The following is an 18,611-nucleotide window of genomic DNA, read 5'->3' as shown; positions in this document are numbered from 1 at the left end:
AGTAATGAAGTGAAGGTAAACTAAAGTGCAAAATCCACCAACAAGGTATCAAGATAAGTTATGGTAGTGAGCAAACTGGCAAAAAGCGGTGATGAGTTAATATGAGAAAGCTTATATTATTGTGCTTGTTTGTCATTGGGCTGTTAGCTGCCGTATTTGGTTTCCTGAATTTCCAGGGACTGGCAGCTAAAGGTGAGTTTGAGACGATTTTGCTTGATTTTCGGGAAGATATTGCATCAACTGTAGTGCAAGAGAATTTACAAGCGATCGCCAAACAATACAACGTTACACCCCAATTAGACAACAAGTTTTCCGAAAAAGATCATGTGTATATTATCAAGGGCGATGGCCAGCGACTCCAAGAACTGAAAAAATCTCAGTTTGCCCAAGCTACAGAATTCATAGAGCCAAATTATATCTACAGAAAAATTCCACAACCAGGTGAAGCCGCTTGGCTAGGAGAATTTTTGCGACCCCAGGAAAATGATGAGGTAAATCTCTCATTAACTGGTCCCAATGACCAATATTACAGCAAGCAGTGGAACTTACACACAATCGGCATCGAGAGCGCATGGACTCAAACCAAAGGCAGTGGCGTCACCGTTGCGGTAATTGACACTGGGATTACTAAGGTGCGGGACTTGTATGAGACAAAATTCGTCAAAGGATATGATTTTGTAAACGACACAGAAGAAGCCAAAGACGATAACGGTCACGGCACTCACGTTGCCGGAACCATTGCCCAAGCTACAAATAACAAATATGGCGTAGCTGGAATTGCTTATGAAGCCAGTCTGATGCCGTTGAAGGTACTGAGTTCATATGGAGGCGGTACCGTAGCCGATATTGCCGAAGCGATTAAATTTGCTGCTGATAAAGGCGCAGATGTGATTAATATGAGCTTGGGTGGTAGTGGTGAAAGTAAATTGATGAAAGAAGCGATCGACTATGCCCATAGAAAAGGTGTAGTCATCGTTGCCGCAGCTGGCAATGAAAGTACCAATGGGGCAGGCTATCCAGCCCGCTATCCTCACGTCATTGGCGTTTCAGCAATCGGCCCAGACGGAGAAAAAGCACCTTATTCTAACTTTGGTGCAGGGGTTGATATCTCTGCTCCTGGTGGTAGTGAAGCTGGTAAAATTCTCCAAGAAACTATCAACGAAAAAGGCGAAGGCGTATTTCTTGGCTTCCAAGGTACAAGCATGGCCTCTCCCCACGTTGCTGGTGTTGCAGCATTAATCAGAGCTACTGGTATTAAAGAACCAGATGAAGTTTTAAAAATCCTCAAACAGTCAGCACGAGTTATCCAGGATGATGGTTTGAACTATTATGGCGCTGGACAACTCAATGCAGAAGCAGCAGTCAAACTAGCTGTTCAAGGGCAAATCAATTTCCAAGATTTCTTCCGGTGGTTACGGGATAATGGCTATCTTAATCCCGGCTTTTGGATTGACGGTGGTGCGATAGCACTGTTACCTAAGATTTTAATGGTAATTGGTTCCTATCTGCTGGCTTGGTTTTTACGGGTTTACTTCCCCTTTACTTGGAGTTGGTCTTTATTCAGCGGTTTAATTGCTGGCAGTTCTGGGTTATTTTTCCTCAAGGGAATCTATATCTTTGACCTTCCCCAGTGGCCTTTCAGGGTTTTGGGCAGTTCAATTCCGGAACTGGGCAATACCCTCCAAGGAACTGATGCATTGAATCCCCTGTTTGCCAGCGTATTGATTCCCATTGTGTTAATGGCATTACTGTTAGGACATCCTAGTTGGAAATGGTTTGCCATTGGTTCAACACTAGGAGTGGCAGCCTGCTTGGCAGTAAGTGCTATTTACGACCCAGCAGTTTGGGGATTCGGAAATGTTAACTTAGCACGTCTGTTCCTCGTCGCCAACGCCATACTTTGTTTTGGACTTGCTCGTTTAGCATTGCAAAACGAAGAAAAAGCAGCATAGAAGGGGAGTGGGGAGTGGGGAATGAGGGAAGAAGTCTTATAACTCCCTACTCCCTACTTCCCACTCCCTACTTCCCACTCCCCTACTCAGTACTCAGCACTACTACTTATGAGCATTACACTTACAGGTACAATTCAACACCGTGATATTGGCCCGGGTGCATGGGCATTAGTTACAGAAGACGGCGATACTTACGAAATCCTCAGAGGGGCTGATAAAGAATTACTTAAAGCTGGACAAAAAGCAAAAGTTAAAGGACAGGTGCGTGAAGATGTCATGACAGCTGCCATGATTGGCCCTGTCCTGGAGGTTAAATCTTTTGAGGTAATTAATTCTGACTAGATGCAGAATCTAGAACCTCTTGGAGACGGCTTCTAAATTCCCCTTTGGGATGACCTCCTTTCACCTCACCCACAATCTGAAATTCTCCTTCTGGAGAATTGCAAACGATGTAGGTAGGCCATCCCATTTCTGATTTATCAGGATACTGAGTCAATAAAATCTTGCGATACTTGCGGTAAGCAGCTGTATCCTGCATTTTCACGTCGATAAATTCTAAACCCAGTTCTTCCGCCACCTTTTTGTCATAAAAAGACATTTTGTGGCAGATGCCGCACTCTTCAGAAGAGAACTTAATTACAGCTAAACTCATCGGTTGGCAACTCTTTGGTTTTAGGCTAGACATCTTAGCATAACGCCATGAAATATACCATATAGCGTGTTATTAATGTCAACAAAAAGGGGATGAGGGAGGTAGGGGAGACTGACAGGTGTAGGTTTTTTAGATTTCGCGTTTTGATCGACGCAAAGACGGGGAGACGCGGGGAAAGATTTCGGAACGAAAAAATGGGCTTTTTCAGACTGAATGTGAAAAACCTACACTTGTGAGGGTAGGGGAGGCAGAGGAGCAGGAAACAGGGAACAGAGTCTTCTCCCCTGCATCGTGCCCCATGCCCAATTCTTTACTAGTCTAGGAATGAGAAAGTAGGAATCTAGAAAAAAACTTAAGAATGTGATTAAATATCATAGCAATCATTTTAGAGTTGCCTCTGTACGTGACAATAAAAAGAAAGCGATTCAGGGATTGAGTGACCAGGTTTTGCTCTATACTGGCAACAAGGAGATACTCAAGGTCTACCACCAGTAGTAACAAGGTGCATTCTGGCTATGTAGGCAGATTATAGAGACTAGTGATGTCTAACAACAAGCTCCGACGCATCTAGGCATAAAAAAACCCCCAGTGGGTGTTAGCCAACCAGGGGAGTTAGTTATCAGGGTGCATCTACCAATTAAATGTTCTGACGTTGAACACCATACTCCGGATAAATTTGTACAAAGGTCAGTTATTTTTTAAAATAAAAAAACCCCAGTTGGTGTTAGCCTACTAGGGGAGTGAGTTATCAGGGTGCATCTACCAATTATGTTTTCTAGGGGCAGCCACTATTTTCCGGAGAAAATGCTCAAGCTCTAACAAGATTTCGAATTGCCGACAGCGTAGCGTTAGGGATTTGGCGAGCGTCTTTTAGATTCACTCCAAGCACAATGGTAATTGTACCCTGAGGATTTTAGATTGTCGGTTTGAGATGTCTTTTATCCACAAGCGATGTTGCTCTCAACCGGAAAACCCTAATCCAAAATCTAAAATCTAAAATTGTTCAATGCTTCCAACTAAAAAAAACCCCCAGTGGGTGTTAGCCAACCAGGGGAGTTGAGTTATCAGGGTGCATCTACCAATTATGTTTTCTCAAGTTAATGGCTATCGACCGGATAAATTATGCAGAAGTTGAGATTGTTGTTGTTTGTTTACCAGAAAAAAAACTCTCAACAGGTGTTAGCCAATCAGAGGGGTTAGTTATCAGGTCAAGCAATTTTGAATTTTGCGAAAAGTTTGATCTAAGGAAGCCTTAGATCGAACTTTTCAACAAGGATTACCGATTTTGGATTGAAAGAGACCACAAGGTTATGTGGCTGATAGCGCAGCGTTAGTGAATCAGAGGCTCCTGCGTCCCTAACGCAACGCTTGGGAGGGTCGGATTTTAAATTTTGGATTTGTTCGGCCCAATACCGCGGGCATGAACTGAAATAATTTTTAATCTCAAATCTCAAATCTCAAATCTCAAATCGGTACGGTCAAACCTACCAATTATTCAATGATGAGTGCGCTACCTGAAAAATAGGTGTTTGATGAGTAAAAAAAACCCCCAGTGGCTATTAGCTTACCAGGGGAGCTAGTTATCAGGGTGCATCTACCAATTAAATGTTCTAGGTTTAATCATCATGCTCCGGATAAATTTCCGAGAAAGTTGATTATTGTTTTGTCTCAAGAAAAAACTAGTACACCTTCGTGGAAGTTTGCCTATCTTGAAGACGGGGGCTGAAGCCGCTTATGTGGTTAATTAAAGATGCTACTTAGATTTTTGCCGTGCTGTACTAGTGGATATTGAGGGAATTAAGGGAGTTAAAGATCGAGGTACATCCATCTGCCAATCAAGTATTCTAAAGTTAAGCACTATTTTCTGGTGGAGAATATCTGCGTTATGTCAAGTTCGTTTAACCCTCTTGTGTCAGTCTGGGAAAATAAAAATGAATGTAGTTTGGGTTGTAGCTTGCTTCCCCCCAGGGGTACGAAGTGAAACCGAACAAAACCAATGGTTTTAGGTGTTGGGTTTCGTTCTTCAACCCCTACTACACCTAAATTCATAAAAGTCCGTAAAAATAAGGCTTTTAGATTTTTATCTACCAAAAGTGATTAAAGAGGGTTAATTACTGATAGTTTTAAACTTTCTACGTCAGAACATTTCCTGATGTTCCGATGGCGGAAAGTCGGTTCTTCGACTTTTCTTTGTGTCTGGGTGTTAGCTTTAAGTATAAGTGTTCACACGAACTTGATATTAGAAGTTGCTGTTGTTTGCCAAAATAAAAAAACCCCCAGTGGGTGTTAGCCGACTAGGGGAGTTGAAGATCAAGGTGCATCTACCAATAAACTGTTCTAGACCCAAGTAATCCAATCCGGATAAAGTTGTAAAGGTAGAAAAAGCAAAACAACTAAAAATCAGAAACATTCAGGGGTGGGATGCATCTAAGTTATCAGAGGGAGCGAAAAATCGACTTGAAACTTTCGCGTTTCAATCCGAATTTAGGAGGCGAACAGGAGAAGCTGTGACCCAGGAATTCCACATATCCGTAACTCCAGTAGGGCAAAACGACTACTTGGTGCGGACGGAACAAGTCGCGCCTGGGGTGCCATTGGCAGAAGAATTGGTAACTTGGCCTGTAGCTGATTGGTTAATGGCTGCTGGGCATTTGATGAATGACCCGTTGAAGTCGGTGTTACAGGGAGATGTATTCGCCTCTAGCGGGCGGGAAAGCGATATCGCGAGAAATTCTGTGAACTTGGTGGCGTTGGGTCAACAATTATATAATGCACTATTTCAAGGCACTCTCAGAGATAGTTGGATTACTGCCCAAGGTATTGCCCAAAATCACCAACAAGTACTCCGCTTACGCTTGGGGCTGAAAGAGACGAGGTTAGCTCGTTTGCCTTGGGAAGTGATGCACGCAGGCGATCGCCCTTTGGCCACTGGACCTTATGTCGCTTTTTCTCGGTTTCAAAGTGGAATTTTGGGCGGTTCTCGTTTGCGATCCCTGCGGGGGGCTACGCCTACGGCAAATATGCCCACACCACTAGAAGAAAGTGGTGTCAAAGTATTGATGGTAATTGCTTCACCTTTAGATCAAGTCCGCCTTGACTTGCTCAAACAGGAAGCTATCAAACTGCAAGCGGAACTTGGGCGTCCAGTACCAAGATTTGCTGAAGGTAGCAATCATCTCCCAGAAATTGAACTGACTGTGTTAGACCAACCAGGACGGGAAGAACTAACCCAGGCTCTAGAACAAGGCAGATATCAGGTTCTACACTACTCTGGCCATAGTAACTTAGGCCCAAATGGCGGAGAAATTTATCTCGCTAGTCGCAGAACTGGGTTAACGGAAGTTCTGACTGGAGATGATTTGGCGGGTTTGCTGGTCAACAATAACATTCAGATGGCAGTGTTTAATTCCTGCTTAGGGGCTTACACAGCTGCCTTGGGAGCTTCTGGAGATACTGGGGAACGCAACCTGGCAGAAAGTCTGGTGAAACGAGGAATTGCCAGTGTTTTGGCTATGTCAGAGCGTATTCCTGATGAAGTGGCACTGACACTCACGCAATTATTTTACCGCAACTTGAGTCAGGGATATCCAGTAGATTTATGCGTGAGTCGGGTGCGCCAAGGATTAATTTCTGCCTATGGTTCTCACCAAATGTACTGGGCATTACCAATTTTGTATCTCCAGCCCGAATTTGACGGTTTTCTTAGCCACGAAACTGGTTTACCCCAAAGTCCAGAGTCGCTCAATCAGTATAGTTCGCCTTTAGGAGCAATTCCCACTTCCATGTATGCTGCTATGGCAGATGATACCGAGATGCCCTTAGGAATTGAGGAAATGATTCCTGCTGATTTGGGGCGTGACTCTTCTGGCTTGGATTGGCTAGGCGAAGATACTTGGGGCGATCTCGTTGATGAAATCGAGTATGATGACCCAAGTTATGCAGAAGATTCTGCGATCGTTTCCGATTTGTTTCGGCGACTAGATGAGCAAAAAAGCTCCACGGGAACCGAGCAACAAAATCACGAAAATAGTCTTCAAAATAGGCAGGTTTCAGAAGAGATGACTTCTTCTTTTGAAGAAGCAGATTTGTGGGGAGAAGTCCCAGCACCACCTCCTCAAACTATTGGGAATTTAGAAAGAGATCGGGAAAATTCTGATTTTTTCCGGCCGCAACCAACCCCATCTCCATCTAGAAATCGTACCCGGCGGCGCAAGCTGTCGCCGATTGTTGGCATTGTAGGAATGAGTGCGATCGCAATTGCGATCGGTTTAAATTTGTGGTGGCAAAATCGACCCCAGGCAACTGTACCGAAGATACCACCAATTCCCTCCGAGTCTTTACCCATCGAAAAGCAACCGAATATCGATTTGGAAACAGCACCAACTGGAATCGTCACCGCCACCGCCACTGAAAAATTGAGCCAAGGCGATTTGCAAGGTGGGTTGTTTGCTGTGGAAGAATTACTCAATCGTGGCGCCTTTGCTGCGGCTGAAACTGCTTTGAAACTAGTTATAAACAAGCAAGCTGACGATCCATCTGTCAACTTTTTAAAGGGGCGATTAGCATGGCAATCGATCCAAACTGGAGACAATAACTATAGCGTTGATGATGCTCGTCGTTACTGGGAAACTGCCGCCAAAGCTAAACCAGATTCGCTTTTGTATAATAACGCTTTAGGATTTGCTTACTACGCAGAAGGTAATTTGAATCGAGCTAATGATTCTTGGTTCAAGGCTTTAAATTTAGCTCTCAAACCACAGAATACAGCTTCTAGCACAGCATCCACAAACACAGCACTACCTCAGGATGCTTTAACTTCCTATGCTGGTTTAGCTCTGGGACTGTATAAATCTGCACTAGATGAATCTAGTGCTAAACAAGCACAATATATGAATGAAGCGATAAAGTTGCGACAAATGGTAATGAAGTCCGATCGCGTAAATTTCCAGGTAGATAAATTAGCTAAAAATTGGCTATGGACAGAAGAAGCAATTGCAGATTGGCGATCGCTTCTTCAGGAGAAAAGTCGAGAAGATTAAGCTCATCCCATCCCCTAAAAGGGGATGGGATTTCGTTTTGATTGTTGACTAATGATAAGTCTTTAACCGAACCTGATATTAGTAGTACTCCTACGGATTTTATTTACCAAACCGACGCTCGATATCATCTGCTTGGGAACCACCGCGAACAGAGTTAATCCGTAACGAGGTTTTATCTTTAGAAATGTTATAAGTTAAAGGTTTCGTTTTAGATATCCGCGCTTGACCCTCTTTCGCCAAAGTTTCAGGTCGATACTTAATAAGTAAAGCTTTAATCGCCTCAATTCGTTTGGGTACTGCTGGATGAGTTGTATCAAATTCAGAACCAGGAGTTTGAGCCAAAACCTGCATTACTCTCAAACATCCTTCTGCTTCAAAGCCTGCTTTCACAGAAGCTATGTAGCCAATTTCATCGGCTTCAAACTCTTGTTGTCGTTCTTGCGCTGCCAGACGTTCCTCTAACTCTTTTTTCTTTTTCTCGACAATCTCATTGATGCGTCTTTGTGAATCCGCTTGTCGTTTAGCGCCTTGATTGCCAAGAACTGAACCGATCAAACCACCAACACGTCCCCCGATTACATTATTGACAACGACACCACCAACGGTAGCGGCTGTTGCTTCTTGGTTAGCAGCTTCTTTTTCTCCCAGTACTTCTTTGGTTGCTTCTTCCTGAATTTTTGCAATTAATTCAGTTCTTTGAGCTGCGCCAACAGCGATGTGACGTTTGGTGTGGTGTCCCATTTCATGGGCAACCACGCAAGCCAATGCTGAAGAATCACCAGCTAACTGATCAAGTATGCCATCGTAAATGGCGACTAGATTCACATCGCTTGCAAATGCATTGACATTATATTCGGGAACAGCCATAACCCGCCAAGGACGATCATCTAATCCGTTGGCACGGGCAATTCTATCTATGACGCGATAAAGGCTATAAAAGTCTTCAGGTAATTCTTTTTTAGCTTGCTGGTAGATTGTTGTGGTTGTAGAAGCTGGTTTTTTTTGTTGGGTTGGTTTAGCCTGGACTGGCTGCGTTGTAGATAACAAAACTAGCCACAATGAAGCAGTAGTTAGGAGTGTTGTTTTCCAGTTAAGCATTATTGTCAATATTGCTGTGGTATGAGAATTATTTTTATACAATACTGCAAATGTAGTTTTTGTAAATTTAAAATTTTTGAAGAAGAATTCAGAAGTCAGAAGTCAGAATTACTTTGAATTACACTACTCCCCATTCCCTATTCCCTTATTCCTTCAAATGAGCCGAGGAAAGTTGGCTGAGGTTGAGTAATATGAACCTCCCACAACGCTTTGAAAGTAGACAACTGCTCCCGCAGTGTGGAGTACATAACAGTTTGAAAACTGTAGCTTTGCCAATCTGGTGTTCCCAAGCCGATCGCTTTGACACCAAGTTGATCGCAAGTATAAACTGCGTGGGGTAAATGGAATTTCTAGGTAATTAAAACTGCTTCCTTGAGTCCGAAAATATCTTTAGATCGATAGCAACTTTCATAAGTGCTGAATCCAGCATAATCTAAGGTAATATTTTGGACAGGTACGCCCCGTTCCACTGCGTAACTCTGCATTGCTAGGACTTGGTTGTAGTCATCGCGGCTATTGTCACCCGTCATCAATAACTTTTGGACTCGGCCCAATTTGTAAAGTTCTACAGCAGCAGAAACGCGATCGCCGAGCATCGGTGTTGGTGTACCATCAAGGTAAACTCCTGCACCAAAGACGATGGCAACGCGCTGTGTTGGTATTTGCTCTGGTTGAGTGTAGCGGCGATTAGCATTGAGGCAAAAAATCTACAACTTACAGCAATTTCCAGTTGATATAAACGTAGGGTAGCACAGCTGTGCTACCCTACAATGACTTAATTTTTAAAGAGTGTATTTCATTCAATTGAAAACCGCTTTAGTAGGAAATAATAGTGTTTTTCAGCCTCTCCCCGCTTGCCTAACGGCAGGCTAACGCCAACGGGGAGAGGTTTAGAGAGGGGTTCTTCAAAATCTATCGAACTCAACTACAGTTACTATTTCCAAACGATATTAATGATGAAATCTACTAAACATCCCATTAAAAAAGTTATTCAACTCTGGCGCGGAGTGCGGGAGATGGAAAAAGATTTTCAAATGCTGCTTGACGCTCGTTTAAAGTTTCTGGAGCAGAATTCCAAAGACTTTCATAATAAAAGAAGGTTACACCCAAACCCCGTTCTTGGGCAGCTCGCACCTGAGACTTAATTTGTTGCATCGGAACTGGGTTATTTCGTAACCCTGTCATAATCCCAACTCCAGTAGGAATTTTTTGTTGCGCTTCTTGAATTTCTGGGCGGGAAATATTGGCGATGAAACTTTGCAGATTTGGACGATAAATTTGCACAATTAACTCGTCCACAATATCTTTCCGCATCCAATTCAGCCAGTCTTGCAGGTGGAACTTGTAAGCAAAGTCATAGTAATTAGGGGCAACGGAGAAAATCGCCTGGGGTTTTCTCTGCTTCACAGCTTGGTTAAGTTTTACCATGAAGGCGGTAATTTTATCTGCCCGCCACTGTAACCATGCCGGATCTTCTGCATTGGCTGGTGGATTGCTCTTGGTTTCTTGGGTGTACAGGGCAACTGTGTATTTATCGTAGCCAAATTCGCGGGGCAAACTCATGTGATCGTCAAACTGAATGCCATCGGCATCATATTGAGTGACAATTTCCAGCACGAGATTGGTGATGAATTGTTGGACTTGTGGATGGAAGGGATTGAGCCACATCACCTCACCAGCCGCGCTGATGGAAGTTTGGCTACCATCGCGCTTTTGTGTGAACCAATCTGGATAATTCAGTGCTAGTTCCGATGTTGGGGGAGCCATAAATCCAAACTCAAACCAGGGAATTGCTAGCAGTCCCTTGCGATGGGCTTGGTTAATGAGATCGGCGAGAATATCATGTCCATCTGAACCTCTATACACAAAAGGTTGAATACCTGCCCGTTGTGCCGTGGCGCTAGGATACATCACATAGCCAGAATTCCAAACTACAGGATAGATTGTGTTGAAATTCAGCCGCCGCAGATGATTCATGGCATCTTGCACTTTGGCACGATTCTTCAGAGTGTCAAAATCATTGTTGGTCATCCAAACCCCGCGAATTTCCTGACGGGGTAGCTGGGCAACGGCAGGCGTGAAGCTATCTAGCAACAATACCGTAACAAACGATATTAAAATCAGGAGCGGGAAAATATATTTAAGTTTTCGTCGCCAACCTTGAACAAAAAAAGTTGATTTCATAGGTTTGAATGATGCATTAGCTACCCACACACGCCATTGCTTGCTTTTGTGATTCAATCTACTAGTCATATATTACAAGCATTTATACTTACTAAAAAATTGACAGATTGGTAGTTGTTGGTTCCTTGTGTATGGAACTTTTGCACCAGAAAAACTAAATCAAACTTATGCACGTTAAGAAACTTGACGTAGCAAGTAGGCATTAGTGCCCAATGTATCTGGGGCGGGGCATGGGGTATGGGGCATGGGGCATTGGGATAAGAAGACGCGATAAATCGCGTCTCTACATGAGGGTTTTGGATTTTTATGAAATGTATTGCCCCACTCCCTACTTCCCGCTCCCTCATCTCCCTCATCCCCCTCATCTCCCTCATCTCCCCACTCCCTATTCCCCAGTCCCCACCTGTGTCACAATAAAGAACTGTAATCAGAAAAATATTTTTAGGTAATTTAGTGAGTCCAACTGCTCAATCTACGGCAAGTGCGCGTCGCGTGGTGTTTCCTTTTACGGCAATTGTCGGCCAGGAAGAGATGAAACTGGCGCTGCTGTTGAACGTGATTGACCCCAAAATTGGTGGTGTCATGATTATGGGCGATCGCGGTACCGGTAAATCCACAACTATCCGGGCGCTGGCGGATCTGCTGCCAGAAATCTCTGTGGTTGCCAATGACCCGTTTAGTAGCGATCCTAGTGACCCTGACTTGATGAGCGATGAAGTCCGCCAACTGTTAGAACAAGGGGCAGAAATTCCCGTAGCTCACAAAAAAGTCCAAATGGTAGACCTGCCCTTAGGAGCCACAGAAGACCGGGTTTGCGGCACCATCGACATCGAAAAGGCTTTATCTGAGGGTGTCAAAGCTTTTGAACCAGGATTGCTGGCAAAGGCTAACCGGGGCATTCTTTATGTGGATGAAGTCAACTTACTAGATGACCACCTTGTAGACGTACTACTCGATTCCGCCGCTAGTGGTTGGAACACTGTAGAACGGGAAGGCATTTCAATTCGTCACCCAGCACGTTTTGTTCTTGTGGGTTCTGGAAACCCAGAAGAAGGCGAACTGCGTCCCCAACTACTCGATCGCTTTGGGATGCACGCAGAAATTCATACAGTCAAAGAACCCGCCTTACGAGTACAAATCGTCGAACAACGAGCGGAATTTGACCAAAATCCGCCCGGATTTCTCGAAAAGTACAAACCTGAGCAAGAAGCATTACAAGAGAAAATTGTCAATGCCCAGCAACTATTACCAGAAGTAAAAATCGAGTATGATTTGCGGGTGAAAATTTCTGAAGTCTGCTCTGAACTGGATGTAGATGGTTTACGGGGTGACATTGTAAGTAACCGCGCCGCCAAAGCCTTAACGGCATTTGAAGCACGCACTGAAGTTACAGTTGATGATATCCGCCGCGTGATTACACTATGTTTGCGTCACAGACTGCGGAAAGACCCGTTAGAATCAATTGACTCTGGCTACAAAGTCGCCAAAGCTTTTAGCCGCGTCTTTGGTGTCGAACTCCAGGAAGATGATACTGCACAAAAAAATGGTACGGGTCAGAAGTTAGGAGTTAGGAGTTAGGAGTGAGGAGTTAGGAGTGGAAGATGAGGGGGATGAGGAGAATTATTATAACTCTTAACTCCAAAATCTTAACTCCTAACTCTTAACTCCTAACTCTTGACTCAGCACTGGGCACTCAGCACTCAATACTGACTATGAGATTTTGGTATTTTTGGTTCAACAGCTTTATTTTATCTAGCCAATACAACCCGCCCCGGTTTGTAGAATTATTGATGCTGTTTTTAGCGATCGCTATGTTGGCAATAGCGACTATTTTACCCGAGAGACCATATTTAATTTTAGGTTTGAGCTTAGTAGTTGGGGCATCTATTTCGATTTTAGTGCGGGAAGCGATCGCCCCCTCACCCCAAACACGAATTACCCAAGTCACAGCATTACTATTACTGATTATTAGCCTTTATGGCTTTGCTGATTTAATGCACACTCTCTAATGGGGCGTGGGGAAAATGAGGGAGATGAGGGAGATGAGGGAGATGAGGGAGTGGGGACTCAGGGAGAATAATAACTCCGAAGTCCAAATGCCCAATGCCTAATGACTTACCAATTTTGCATTTCTACTAATTCCATGCACAAATCATTAATTTGCTCTAAATCGGGTTTGTGAGGTAGGGCAGATTGTTCGTAAACAATTTCCATTTCGGCAACTAAATCTTCTGCCATTTTCATCACCTGTTCATAAGAATACTCACCCTTGAGGATAGCTTTTAAATCATCAACATCACCAGCTATTCTTCTATCTACAATCACTTCCCCTTGACGCAATATTTCTAATCCACTGCGTAACAATCTAATGCAGTGCATCCCATGTTTGAGGTCAAAACCAGACTTGAGTTCCATTTCTGCTCTAGCTGGATTTCTATTTTCCTGCCAAGATAAGTAAGCCTTCCATTCTCTTAGGGCTGTTTGATAACTTTGACTTTTCTGAAGCAGGCGGATAAAATCTTTACGGCTATTAGTTAACTTTTGGGTATATTCTAAAGTCTCATCGGGTAAAGTATATTGTTTTAATACTCCCTTAAAATCAATATCTGCTGTCAGCAATTTGTATAATTGCTCAGCTTCTTCCAAAAACTCAATCCGCCCTCTGATTAAGTTATAAAGATATTCCAAAAAAGCATTTAGCTCATCTTTGGTTAGCGCTGGTTCGTCTTCTATGCCAAAGTCAGATGGTATTGGCTTTTTTTGCGGTGGCTTTAATAACCACTTGCGATGACTTTCCATTTTTTTGATTTGAGCGAAGGCATAACCAGTGTAAGTATGCTTTACCTTTTTGCTCAAAAATAATTGTTTATGGTTAATTAAATGCTGTCCTACTGGAGTTAGAAAAGGATAGTTATTTAACCACAGTAATTCTAAAACATTGGGGTTGGCTCCCGATAATAAATGGAGGATTTTCTTTAATTCATATATAACTGTATCTTTGTTGTTATCTATAAATGGAAATATTCCTGGCTCATCCCAACCAGCATCTTTTTGTTCTATGTGGTCGAATCCCAAATAGTATCTTTTGGGTGCGATAAACACTCCCCGATAATCCAAGTCTGAATCTGGACGATTTAAACCATAGCCGTGGCTACCTGCCAAACCAATAAAAATAGTTCTTTGTTCAACTTCTATTCTTTTCATAGTACATTTATGATCGCTCTCAGCATCTCCATCGTACTTGGTGCGATCGCTGGACTGATTAAATCTGTGACAAAATAATATTGTTGTCCTCAAAACAATGTAATCAGCCACGGCCTATGATTTCTGCCATCAAGCGCCGCTACACTTTGGATGAATATCGCGCGATCGAAGAAAAAGCAGAAGGACGCAGCGAATATCGAGATGGAGAAATTGTACCTATGCCAGGAGGAACGCTTAAACATAGCCGCATCGGTGGTAATATTTTTGCCTTTCTCAAGTTTCTGCTGCGCGATACTCAATTTGAGCCGATTAATAGCGATTTACGGTTGTGGATTCCGGAACATCGACGCGGAGTATATCCAGATGTGATGATTTTTGATGGCGAACCGCAACTGAATGGCGATCGCTTGGATGAAGTATTGAACCCCATTTTGATTGTTGAAGTCTTATCCCCTTCCACCGCAGATTACGACCGACAAAGTAAATTTCGGATGTATCGATCAATTCCGAGTTTTCGTGAATATTTATTAGTGGAACAGGATGAACCTTTTGTTGAACACTATAGCAAGCAGAGTCAACAAGGTTGGTTGCTCAGTGATTTTAACGGCTTAGAGCAATCTATTTCCTTGGAGTCAGTTGGGATGGAATTACCGTTGACAGAAATTTATCGCAGCGTTGTTTTTGAATAAAAAAGCTCTGGCTTTTCTTGCAAAAAAGAGTTTGATTAGTTTTATATCAATATAAATGGTGCGTTGCGCTTTGCGACAACGCACCCTACAGAATGGATGCGTAGGCGACTTAAGACAATCACTCCGTAGACTTCACCGTTTGGTTGACCACTGGGCGTGCTTTCCTGCGGACTGATCTGCGTGTTCCACCAGCCATCTCGTATTCATCACTATTTCTACCGTGGTGAGATGCAACATTCAGTAGCATCTGTTCGGAATAAGCATTCAACTCACGTTCTGCTTCTACTAATGCATTATGTGTCTTGTCTACTATTGTTTGAGCTTGGTTATAGGCGGCTAGTTTCTCTCGTAACTGAATGACTTTGGTGTTGTAAGTAGCAATGGAAAACCCATTACCAAAGTCTAATTCAGGGTTAATTGTCTGCATTCCTTCAATCCGTCGTTCAGCTTTAGTCAGTGCGATGGAGTTTCGTTTCCGCTGCGTCATATGGTTTTCCTGTTTTGATTAATTTATAAATAACCCTGATGATGCCAAACACTGAGTTATTTATATATCATCAAAATACGCAATTAGCAGATGTAGTAGCCACAGTGATGTTACAGAATTTTGAGAGCATTGGATGGGATTAGTTAAGTTGATAGATGTGAGTATATTTGCTGAAATTTATTGAGAAAAGCAGCTTTTCATGTCGCAAAAGCAGCTTTTCATGTCGCAAAAGCAGCTTTTCATGTCGCAAAAGCAGCTTTTCATGTCGCAAAAGCAGCTTTTCATGTCACAAAAGCTGCTTTTCATGTCACAAAAGCTGCTTTTCATGTCGCAAAAGCAGCTTTTCATGTCGCAAAAGCAGCTTTTCAAGCCAGGAAACTTAAACACGTTTATAAGCTACCATCCATAAAAATATGCCAGCTATGTTTGGGGGTAAAAAGTGAGGAAAATTTGGCTACTGGGTTTGACATTGGTTACTTTGGCGATCGTGTTGTGGTTTAATGTGCGTTCTTTGCCAAGGTTAATACCAACTGTTGCAGCTCCACCACCAAAACCTATCCTCTATGAACAGCGCAACTTGCCCGAAAGTATAGCGCATATCCTATTGATTCCAGCTAATAGCCGATTTTTGGTAACTCCTGCATTATCAGAGAAGGTAGGGACTGTAGAAGAATTTGCCCAGAAGTATGGAGCGATCGCCATTTTCAATGCAGGCTTTTTTGACCCAGCTAACCAAAAATCTACATCCTATGTCATCATACAAGGAAAATTGGTAGCTGACCCCAAACAAAACGATCGCTTAGTAAACAATCCCAACTTAAAACCTTACCTGGGTCAAATTTTCAACCGTACAGAATTCCGTCGCTACCTATGCGGGCAAACTATCAAATATGATATTGCTTTACACAATCAATCAGCACCAACTGGTTGTCAGTTGGTGGATGCTATAGGTGCTGGGCCGCGCCTATTACCAAAACTCACCTTAGTACAAGAAGCTTTTGTGGATAATGCCAATAAACGAGATGCACTTGGTAGCAATCAACCCAATGCTAGAACTGCTGTAGGAATTACCCATGATGGCAGTATTGTTTTAGTCATGGTGGCTCAAAAACCTTCAGCTAGGACTAACTCTGGTATATCCTTACCAGCGTTGGCAGATTTCATGAAAACCCTTGGTATTCAAAAAGCAATGAATTTAGATGGGGGTAGTTCGTCTTCCGTCTACTACAAGGGTAAAACCTTTTACGGAAAAATTGATTTGGAGGGAAATTCCATTAAGCGACCCGTGAAATCAGTTTTACTGGTTCAGGAAAACTAGCAAAACCAGGTTGGGCTAAATTTGAAAGCGAGACGTATTAGATTATACGTTGTATAATATAGATGAATAGAGTTCAGGCTAAAGCTCTTTGTCAATTTTAATTTTCTCTATGCAGATTCCAAGGAGTGATAACTGGTGATGGAGAAGATCAAGAAAGATGACCGAGTAAAATAGTTTTGATTAGTTCAGAGATTGAATATTTATGAGTAAGTGAGTCAAGGTTATATGAAACTAATTAAGAAGTTTTTAGCATTTTGTTTTCTCTTATTTGGCGTTCCATTGTCTGCGGCAATGTTCTGGGAAGTTATTAATCCCAAAACTCCCCCGAAAGATAAAGAAAATGCTGTAGCTGCTTTAACTATTTTAACTGTTCCCTCAACACTCATAGGAGGTTGGTTGAGTTGGTCTTTAGTGCAGCAAAGCAAAAAAGAAAAAGCGTTACTTGTTGAATCAGAACAAAAGCATCTTCAGGTGGTGTTTTTAGAATTAGTTGAGAGCAATTCTGGAACGATAACGGTATTGCGAATGGCGAAAAATGCCGAGATATCAACTGAGAAAGCTAAAGAATATTTAGATGATAAAGCGAAGGAACTCAATGCTTCTTTTGAAGTGGGTGAAAATGGAAATATTTTATATCGGTTTTCGTAAAATTTAGAATCCTCTAATCGAGAATCGGTGAATTTATAAGAATTAGAGATTCCAAATAAAGCACTTTGTAAGTCAATAAAGTAGACATCTTAAGGGACTTCCAGAAAATAAATTATCCCAAATTATTTGTACATTTTTCGGGTAGCACAGCTGTGCTACCCTACTATGGAATATTTTTTTCCTTGGAAGTCCCTAAGATAATAAATCTTGTGGGGTGGGCATCCTGCCATTGGTGTAAACTTAAGCTCAAATGCTTGTCCCACATACGCTTTACCCCACCCCCAACCCCTCCCCAAGAATAAGGGGAGGGGAGCTAAAGCACAGCTTTAGGGGGGTGGGGTTTCGAGTATTATGCTTAATTGCCGGGACATGATATAAGCCCAAAAATCAAATAGGAGTCATATATCTTTTCATACTTGGGGAAGAGGTAATCTTCACCAAGATAATTGTCATTATGGCAATAGGGTAATGTACAAGCCCTCTTTGTAGCACTCTGGGATAGTTATATGGATACCTACATCAAAAAAACAACTTTTAACATATTTGCCTCTGAGATGACTGATGAAGATTGGTTTAGCTTAGGCAAATCTGATGCTTGGGCTGGACGGTCTAAAATGTCACCAGAACAACATTCTCAAGCGGCGAGTATGTATGACTTAGGTTACAGCGAAGGCAAAACTCAACGTTCACCAACTCAAACAACTAAACGATATCAGTAATCAGAAATCGCTAAAATCAAATATTTAAATCGCGTAGAGCTAAACGAATTTGTTCCACACGTCTGTGGTTAACGCCGAGATCGGACTCTCCGACGCGAGATGCCGATCGCACATGAATTACTGATTCATTGGGAGGGAAATAAAACTCCACATCATCAGTAAATTGAAAGATGCGGCTTTTAGAAAGAGCGTGGATGTAATTATCTGTTTGTTCGATAACCTCTGTACGGGGAACAACAGTGAGAACTTTGAGTAAGGTTTTTTTTGCTGCATCCCGGTCTACATGATAAGCAATGGGGTCAATGGCGTGTTTGGCATCTGCGTTTTGACTGACAACACAGTTGTTTGAAGCTGGACAAGAACTCAGATTACCATTGTCAACTCCCAAGCTAGAAGCAGCCCAAGTAGCACTAGGAAGTATTAAAGTTAGGAGTATTGTAAGAGTGAGACTGCACAAGAGTTGCTTGGCGTAGGCGTAGCCCAACTTAGGCATTGCTGTTAGCAGACGAGACATGATCAATTTACTCCTGTTGGTTTGACTCAATTATTTTCGGTCATTTTGGGCCAGTTGTGGATCGCCGAACATTAATACTGAGGCATTTAGTAATTTTTAAGACTTTA

General features: G+C 42.6%; 17 protein-coding genes. 10 read left to right on the top strand and 7 right to left on the bottom strand.

All coding sequences use genetic code 11. From position 1 onward, the window contains the following. Positions 1-101: 101 nt before the first annotated feature. Together IQ276_RS09170 and IQ276_RS09165 are read left to right on the top strand one after the other, a co-directional pair. Entirely contained in the window at positions 102-1,952 is a 1,851-nt protein-coding gene (locus IQ276_RS09170) for a S8 family peptidase (RefSeq protein WP_193913790.1), read from the top strand. 108 nt (positions 1,953-2,060) lie between these two features. Beyond that, positions 2,061-2,294, top strand: coding sequence for a hypothetical protein (locus IQ276_RS09165; protein ID WP_190882667.1), 234 nt, complete (start codon positions 2,061-2,063; stop codon positions 2,292-2,294). Here IQ276_RS09165 and IQ276_RS09160 read toward each other — a convergent pair. Then, positions 2,281-2,604 (bottom strand): thioredoxin family protein, encoded by a 324-nt coding sequence (locus tag IQ276_RS09160; protein WP_190882670.1) that lies wholly within the window; start codon positions 2,602-2,604, stop codon positions 2,281-2,283. The two genes, IQ276_RS09165 and IQ276_RS09160, sit on opposite strands and share 14 nt — an antisense overlap. Positions 2,605-5,111: 2,507 nt before the next feature. On the opposite strand from IQ276_RS09160, the gene hetF reads away from it, so the two are divergent. Continuing rightward, a complete protein-coding gene (gene hetF, locus IQ276_RS09155; protein ID WP_235115541.1) occupies positions 5,112-7,643 on the top strand; it encodes a cell division protein HetF in 2,532 nt (843 codons plus the stop codon). Between the two features lie 99 nt (positions 7,644-7,742). Here hetF and IQ276_RS09150 read toward each other — a convergent pair whose 3' ends face one another. From IQ276_RS09150 to IQ276_RS09140, 3 genes are all read right to left on the bottom strand, one after another. Next, positions 7,743-8,741, bottom strand: a complete 999-nt coding sequence (locus tag IQ276_RS09150; protein ID WP_190882669.1) for a M48 family metallopeptidase — start codon at positions 8,739-8,741, stop codon at positions 7,743-7,745. A gap of 350 nt (positions 8,742-9,091) precedes the next feature. Further along, positions 9,092-9,382, bottom strand: coding sequence for a SanA/YdcF family protein (locus tag IQ276_RS09145; protein WP_309245635.1), 291 nt, complete (start codon positions 9,380-9,382; stop codon positions 9,092-9,094). A 346-nt stretch (positions 9,383-9,728) separates the two neighbouring features. Further along, the gene (locus tag IQ276_RS09140) at positions 9,729-10,925 is read right to left on the bottom strand and encodes a glycoside hydrolase family 10-like protein (protein WP_373690483.1); all 1,197 of its coding nucleotides are present in this window, start codon (positions 10,923-10,925) and stop codon (positions 9,729-9,731) included. Between the two features lie 453 nt (positions 10,926-11,378). On the opposite strand from IQ276_RS09140, the gene bchI reads away from it, so the two are divergent. Both bchI and IQ276_RS09130 read left to right on the top strand, forming a co-directional pair. Continuing rightward, complete coding sequence (gene bchI / locus IQ276_RS09135) at positions 11,379-12,503, top strand: magnesium chelatase ATPase subunit I (protein WP_193913263.1); 1,125 nt, start codon at positions 11,379-11,381, stop codon at positions 12,501-12,503. Between the two features lie 134 nt (positions 12,504-12,637). Next, positions 12,638-12,934 carry a hypothetical protein gene (locus IQ276_RS09130; RefSeq protein ID WP_190884828.1) on the top strand — a complete coding sequence of 99 codons (297 nt, stop codon included), beginning with the start codon at positions 12,638-12,640 and terminating at the stop codon, positions 12,932-12,934. Positions 12,935-13,040: 106 nt separating this feature from the next. On the opposite strand, the gene IQ276_RS09125 is transcribed toward IQ276_RS09130, so the two are convergent. Next, positions 13,041-14,129, bottom strand: a complete 1,089-nt coding sequence (locus IQ276_RS09125; protein ID WP_193913270.1) for a nucleotidyltransferase domain-containing protein — start codon at positions 14,127-14,129, stop codon at positions 13,041-13,043. Positions 14,130-14,245: 116 nt separating this feature from the next. Between IQ276_RS09125 and IQ276_RS09120 the strand changes: the two genes are divergently transcribed. After that, positions 14,246-14,818 (top strand): Uma2 family endonuclease, encoded by a 573-nt coding sequence (locus IQ276_RS09120; RefSeq protein WP_193913261.1) that lies wholly within the window; start codon positions 14,246-14,248, stop codon positions 14,816-14,818. A 118-nt stretch (positions 14,819-14,936) separates the two neighbouring features. Here IQ276_RS09120 and IQ276_RS09115 read toward each other — a convergent pair whose 3' ends face one another. Next, the gene (locus IQ276_RS09115) at positions 14,937-15,305 is read right to left on the bottom strand and encodes a hypothetical protein (protein ID WP_193913259.1); all 369 of its coding nucleotides are present in this window, start codon (positions 15,303-15,305) and stop codon (positions 14,937-14,939) included. A gap of 180 nt (positions 15,306-15,485) precedes the next feature. On the opposite strand from IQ276_RS09115, the gene IQ276_RS09110 reads away from it, so the two are divergent. The 4 genes from IQ276_RS09110 (at position 15,486) to IQ276_RS09095 (ending at position 17,990) form a co-directional block, all read left to right on the top strand. Next, entirely contained in the window at positions 15,486-15,806 is a 321-nt protein-coding gene (locus IQ276_RS09110; RefSeq protein ID WP_193913257.1) for a hypothetical protein, read from the top strand. Continuing rightward, positions 15,745-16,623: a phosphodiester glycosidase family protein gene (locus IQ276_RS09105; protein WP_193913255.1), complete on the top strand. Its 879-nt coding sequence runs from the start codon at positions 15,745-15,747 to the stop codon at positions 16,621-16,623. The genes IQ276_RS09110 and IQ276_RS09105 overlap by 62 nt, the downstream gene beginning before the upstream one ends. 225 nt (positions 16,624-16,848) lie before the next feature. Further along, positions 16,849-17,271 carry a hypothetical protein gene (locus tag IQ276_RS09100; protein ID WP_193913253.1) on the top strand — a complete coding sequence of 141 codons (423 nt, stop codon included), beginning with the start codon at positions 16,849-16,851 and terminating at the stop codon, positions 17,269-17,271. 506 nt (positions 17,272-17,777) lie between these two features. Next, positions 17,778-17,990: a hypothetical protein gene (locus IQ276_RS09095; RefSeq protein ID WP_193913251.1), complete on the top strand. Its 213-nt coding sequence runs from the start codon at positions 17,778-17,780 to the stop codon at positions 17,988-17,990. A 16-nt stretch (positions 17,991-18,006) separates the two neighbouring features. Here the strand turns inward: IQ276_RS09095 and IQ276_RS09090 are convergent, their stop codons facing one another. Continuing rightward, on the bottom strand, positions 18,007-18,504 hold the full coding sequence (locus IQ276_RS09090) for a DUF1499 domain-containing protein (protein WP_228042779.1): 498 nt from the start codon (positions 18,502-18,504) through the stop codon (positions 18,007-18,009). Positions 18,505-18,611 lie beyond the last annotated feature (107 nt).

It is taken from the genome of Desmonostoc muscorum LEGE 12446 (assembly GCF_015207005.2).
Lineage (GTDB): Bacteria > Cyanobacteriota > Cyanobacteriia > Cyanobacteriales > Nostocaceae > Nostoc > Nostoc muscorum.
This window is presented reverse-complemented; position numbering and strand designations above follow the sequence as displayed.

Bases quoted from the DNA above. Each gene is read 5' to 3' on its own strand.
- IQ276_RS09170 (WP_193913790.1), top strand. From the start codon at position 102: ATGAGAAAGCTTATATTATTGTGCTTGTTTGTCATTGGGCTGTTAGCT.
- IQ276_RS09165 (WP_190882667.1), top strand. From the start codon at position 2,061: ATGAGCATTACACTTACAGGTACAATTCAACACCGTGATATTGGCCCG.
- IQ276_RS09160 (WP_190882670.1), bottom strand. From the start codon at position 2,604: ATGAGTTTAGCTGTAATTAAGTTCTCTTCTGAAGAGTGCGGCATCTGC.
- IQ276_RS09150 (WP_190882669.1), bottom strand. From the start codon at position 8,741: ATGCTTAACTGGAAAACAACACTCCTAACTACTGCTTCATTGTGGCTA.
- IQ276_RS09140 (WP_373690483.1), bottom strand. From the start codon at position 10,925: ATGAAATCAACTTTTTTTGTTCAAGGTTGGCGACGAAAACTTAAATAT.
- IQ276_RS09130 (WP_190884828.1), top strand. From the start codon at position 12,638: ATGAGATTTTGGTATTTTTGGTTCAACAGCTTTATTTTATCTAGCCAA.
- IQ276_RS09125 (WP_193913270.1), bottom strand. From the start codon at position 14,129: ATGAAAAGAATAGAAGTTGAACAAAGAACTATTTTTATTGGTTTGGCA.
- IQ276_RS09120 (WP_193913261.1), top strand. From the start codon at position 14,246: ATGATTTCTGCCATCAAGCGCCGCTACACTTTGGATGAATATCGCGCG.
- IQ276_RS09115 (WP_193913259.1), bottom strand. From the start codon at position 15,305: ATGACGCAGCGGAAACGAAACTCCATCGCACTGACTAAAGCTGAACGA.
- IQ276_RS09100 (WP_193913253.1), top strand. From the start codon at position 16,849: ATGAAACTAATTAAGAAGTTTTTAGCATTTTGTTTTCTCTTATTTGGC.
- IQ276_RS09095 (WP_193913251.1), top strand. From the start codon at position 17,778: ATGGATACCTACATCAAAAAAACAACTTTTAACATATTTGCCTCTGAG.
- IQ276_RS09090 (WP_228042779.1), bottom strand. From the start codon at position 18,504: ATGTCTCGTCTGCTAACAGCAATGCCTAAGTTGGGCTACGCCTACGCC.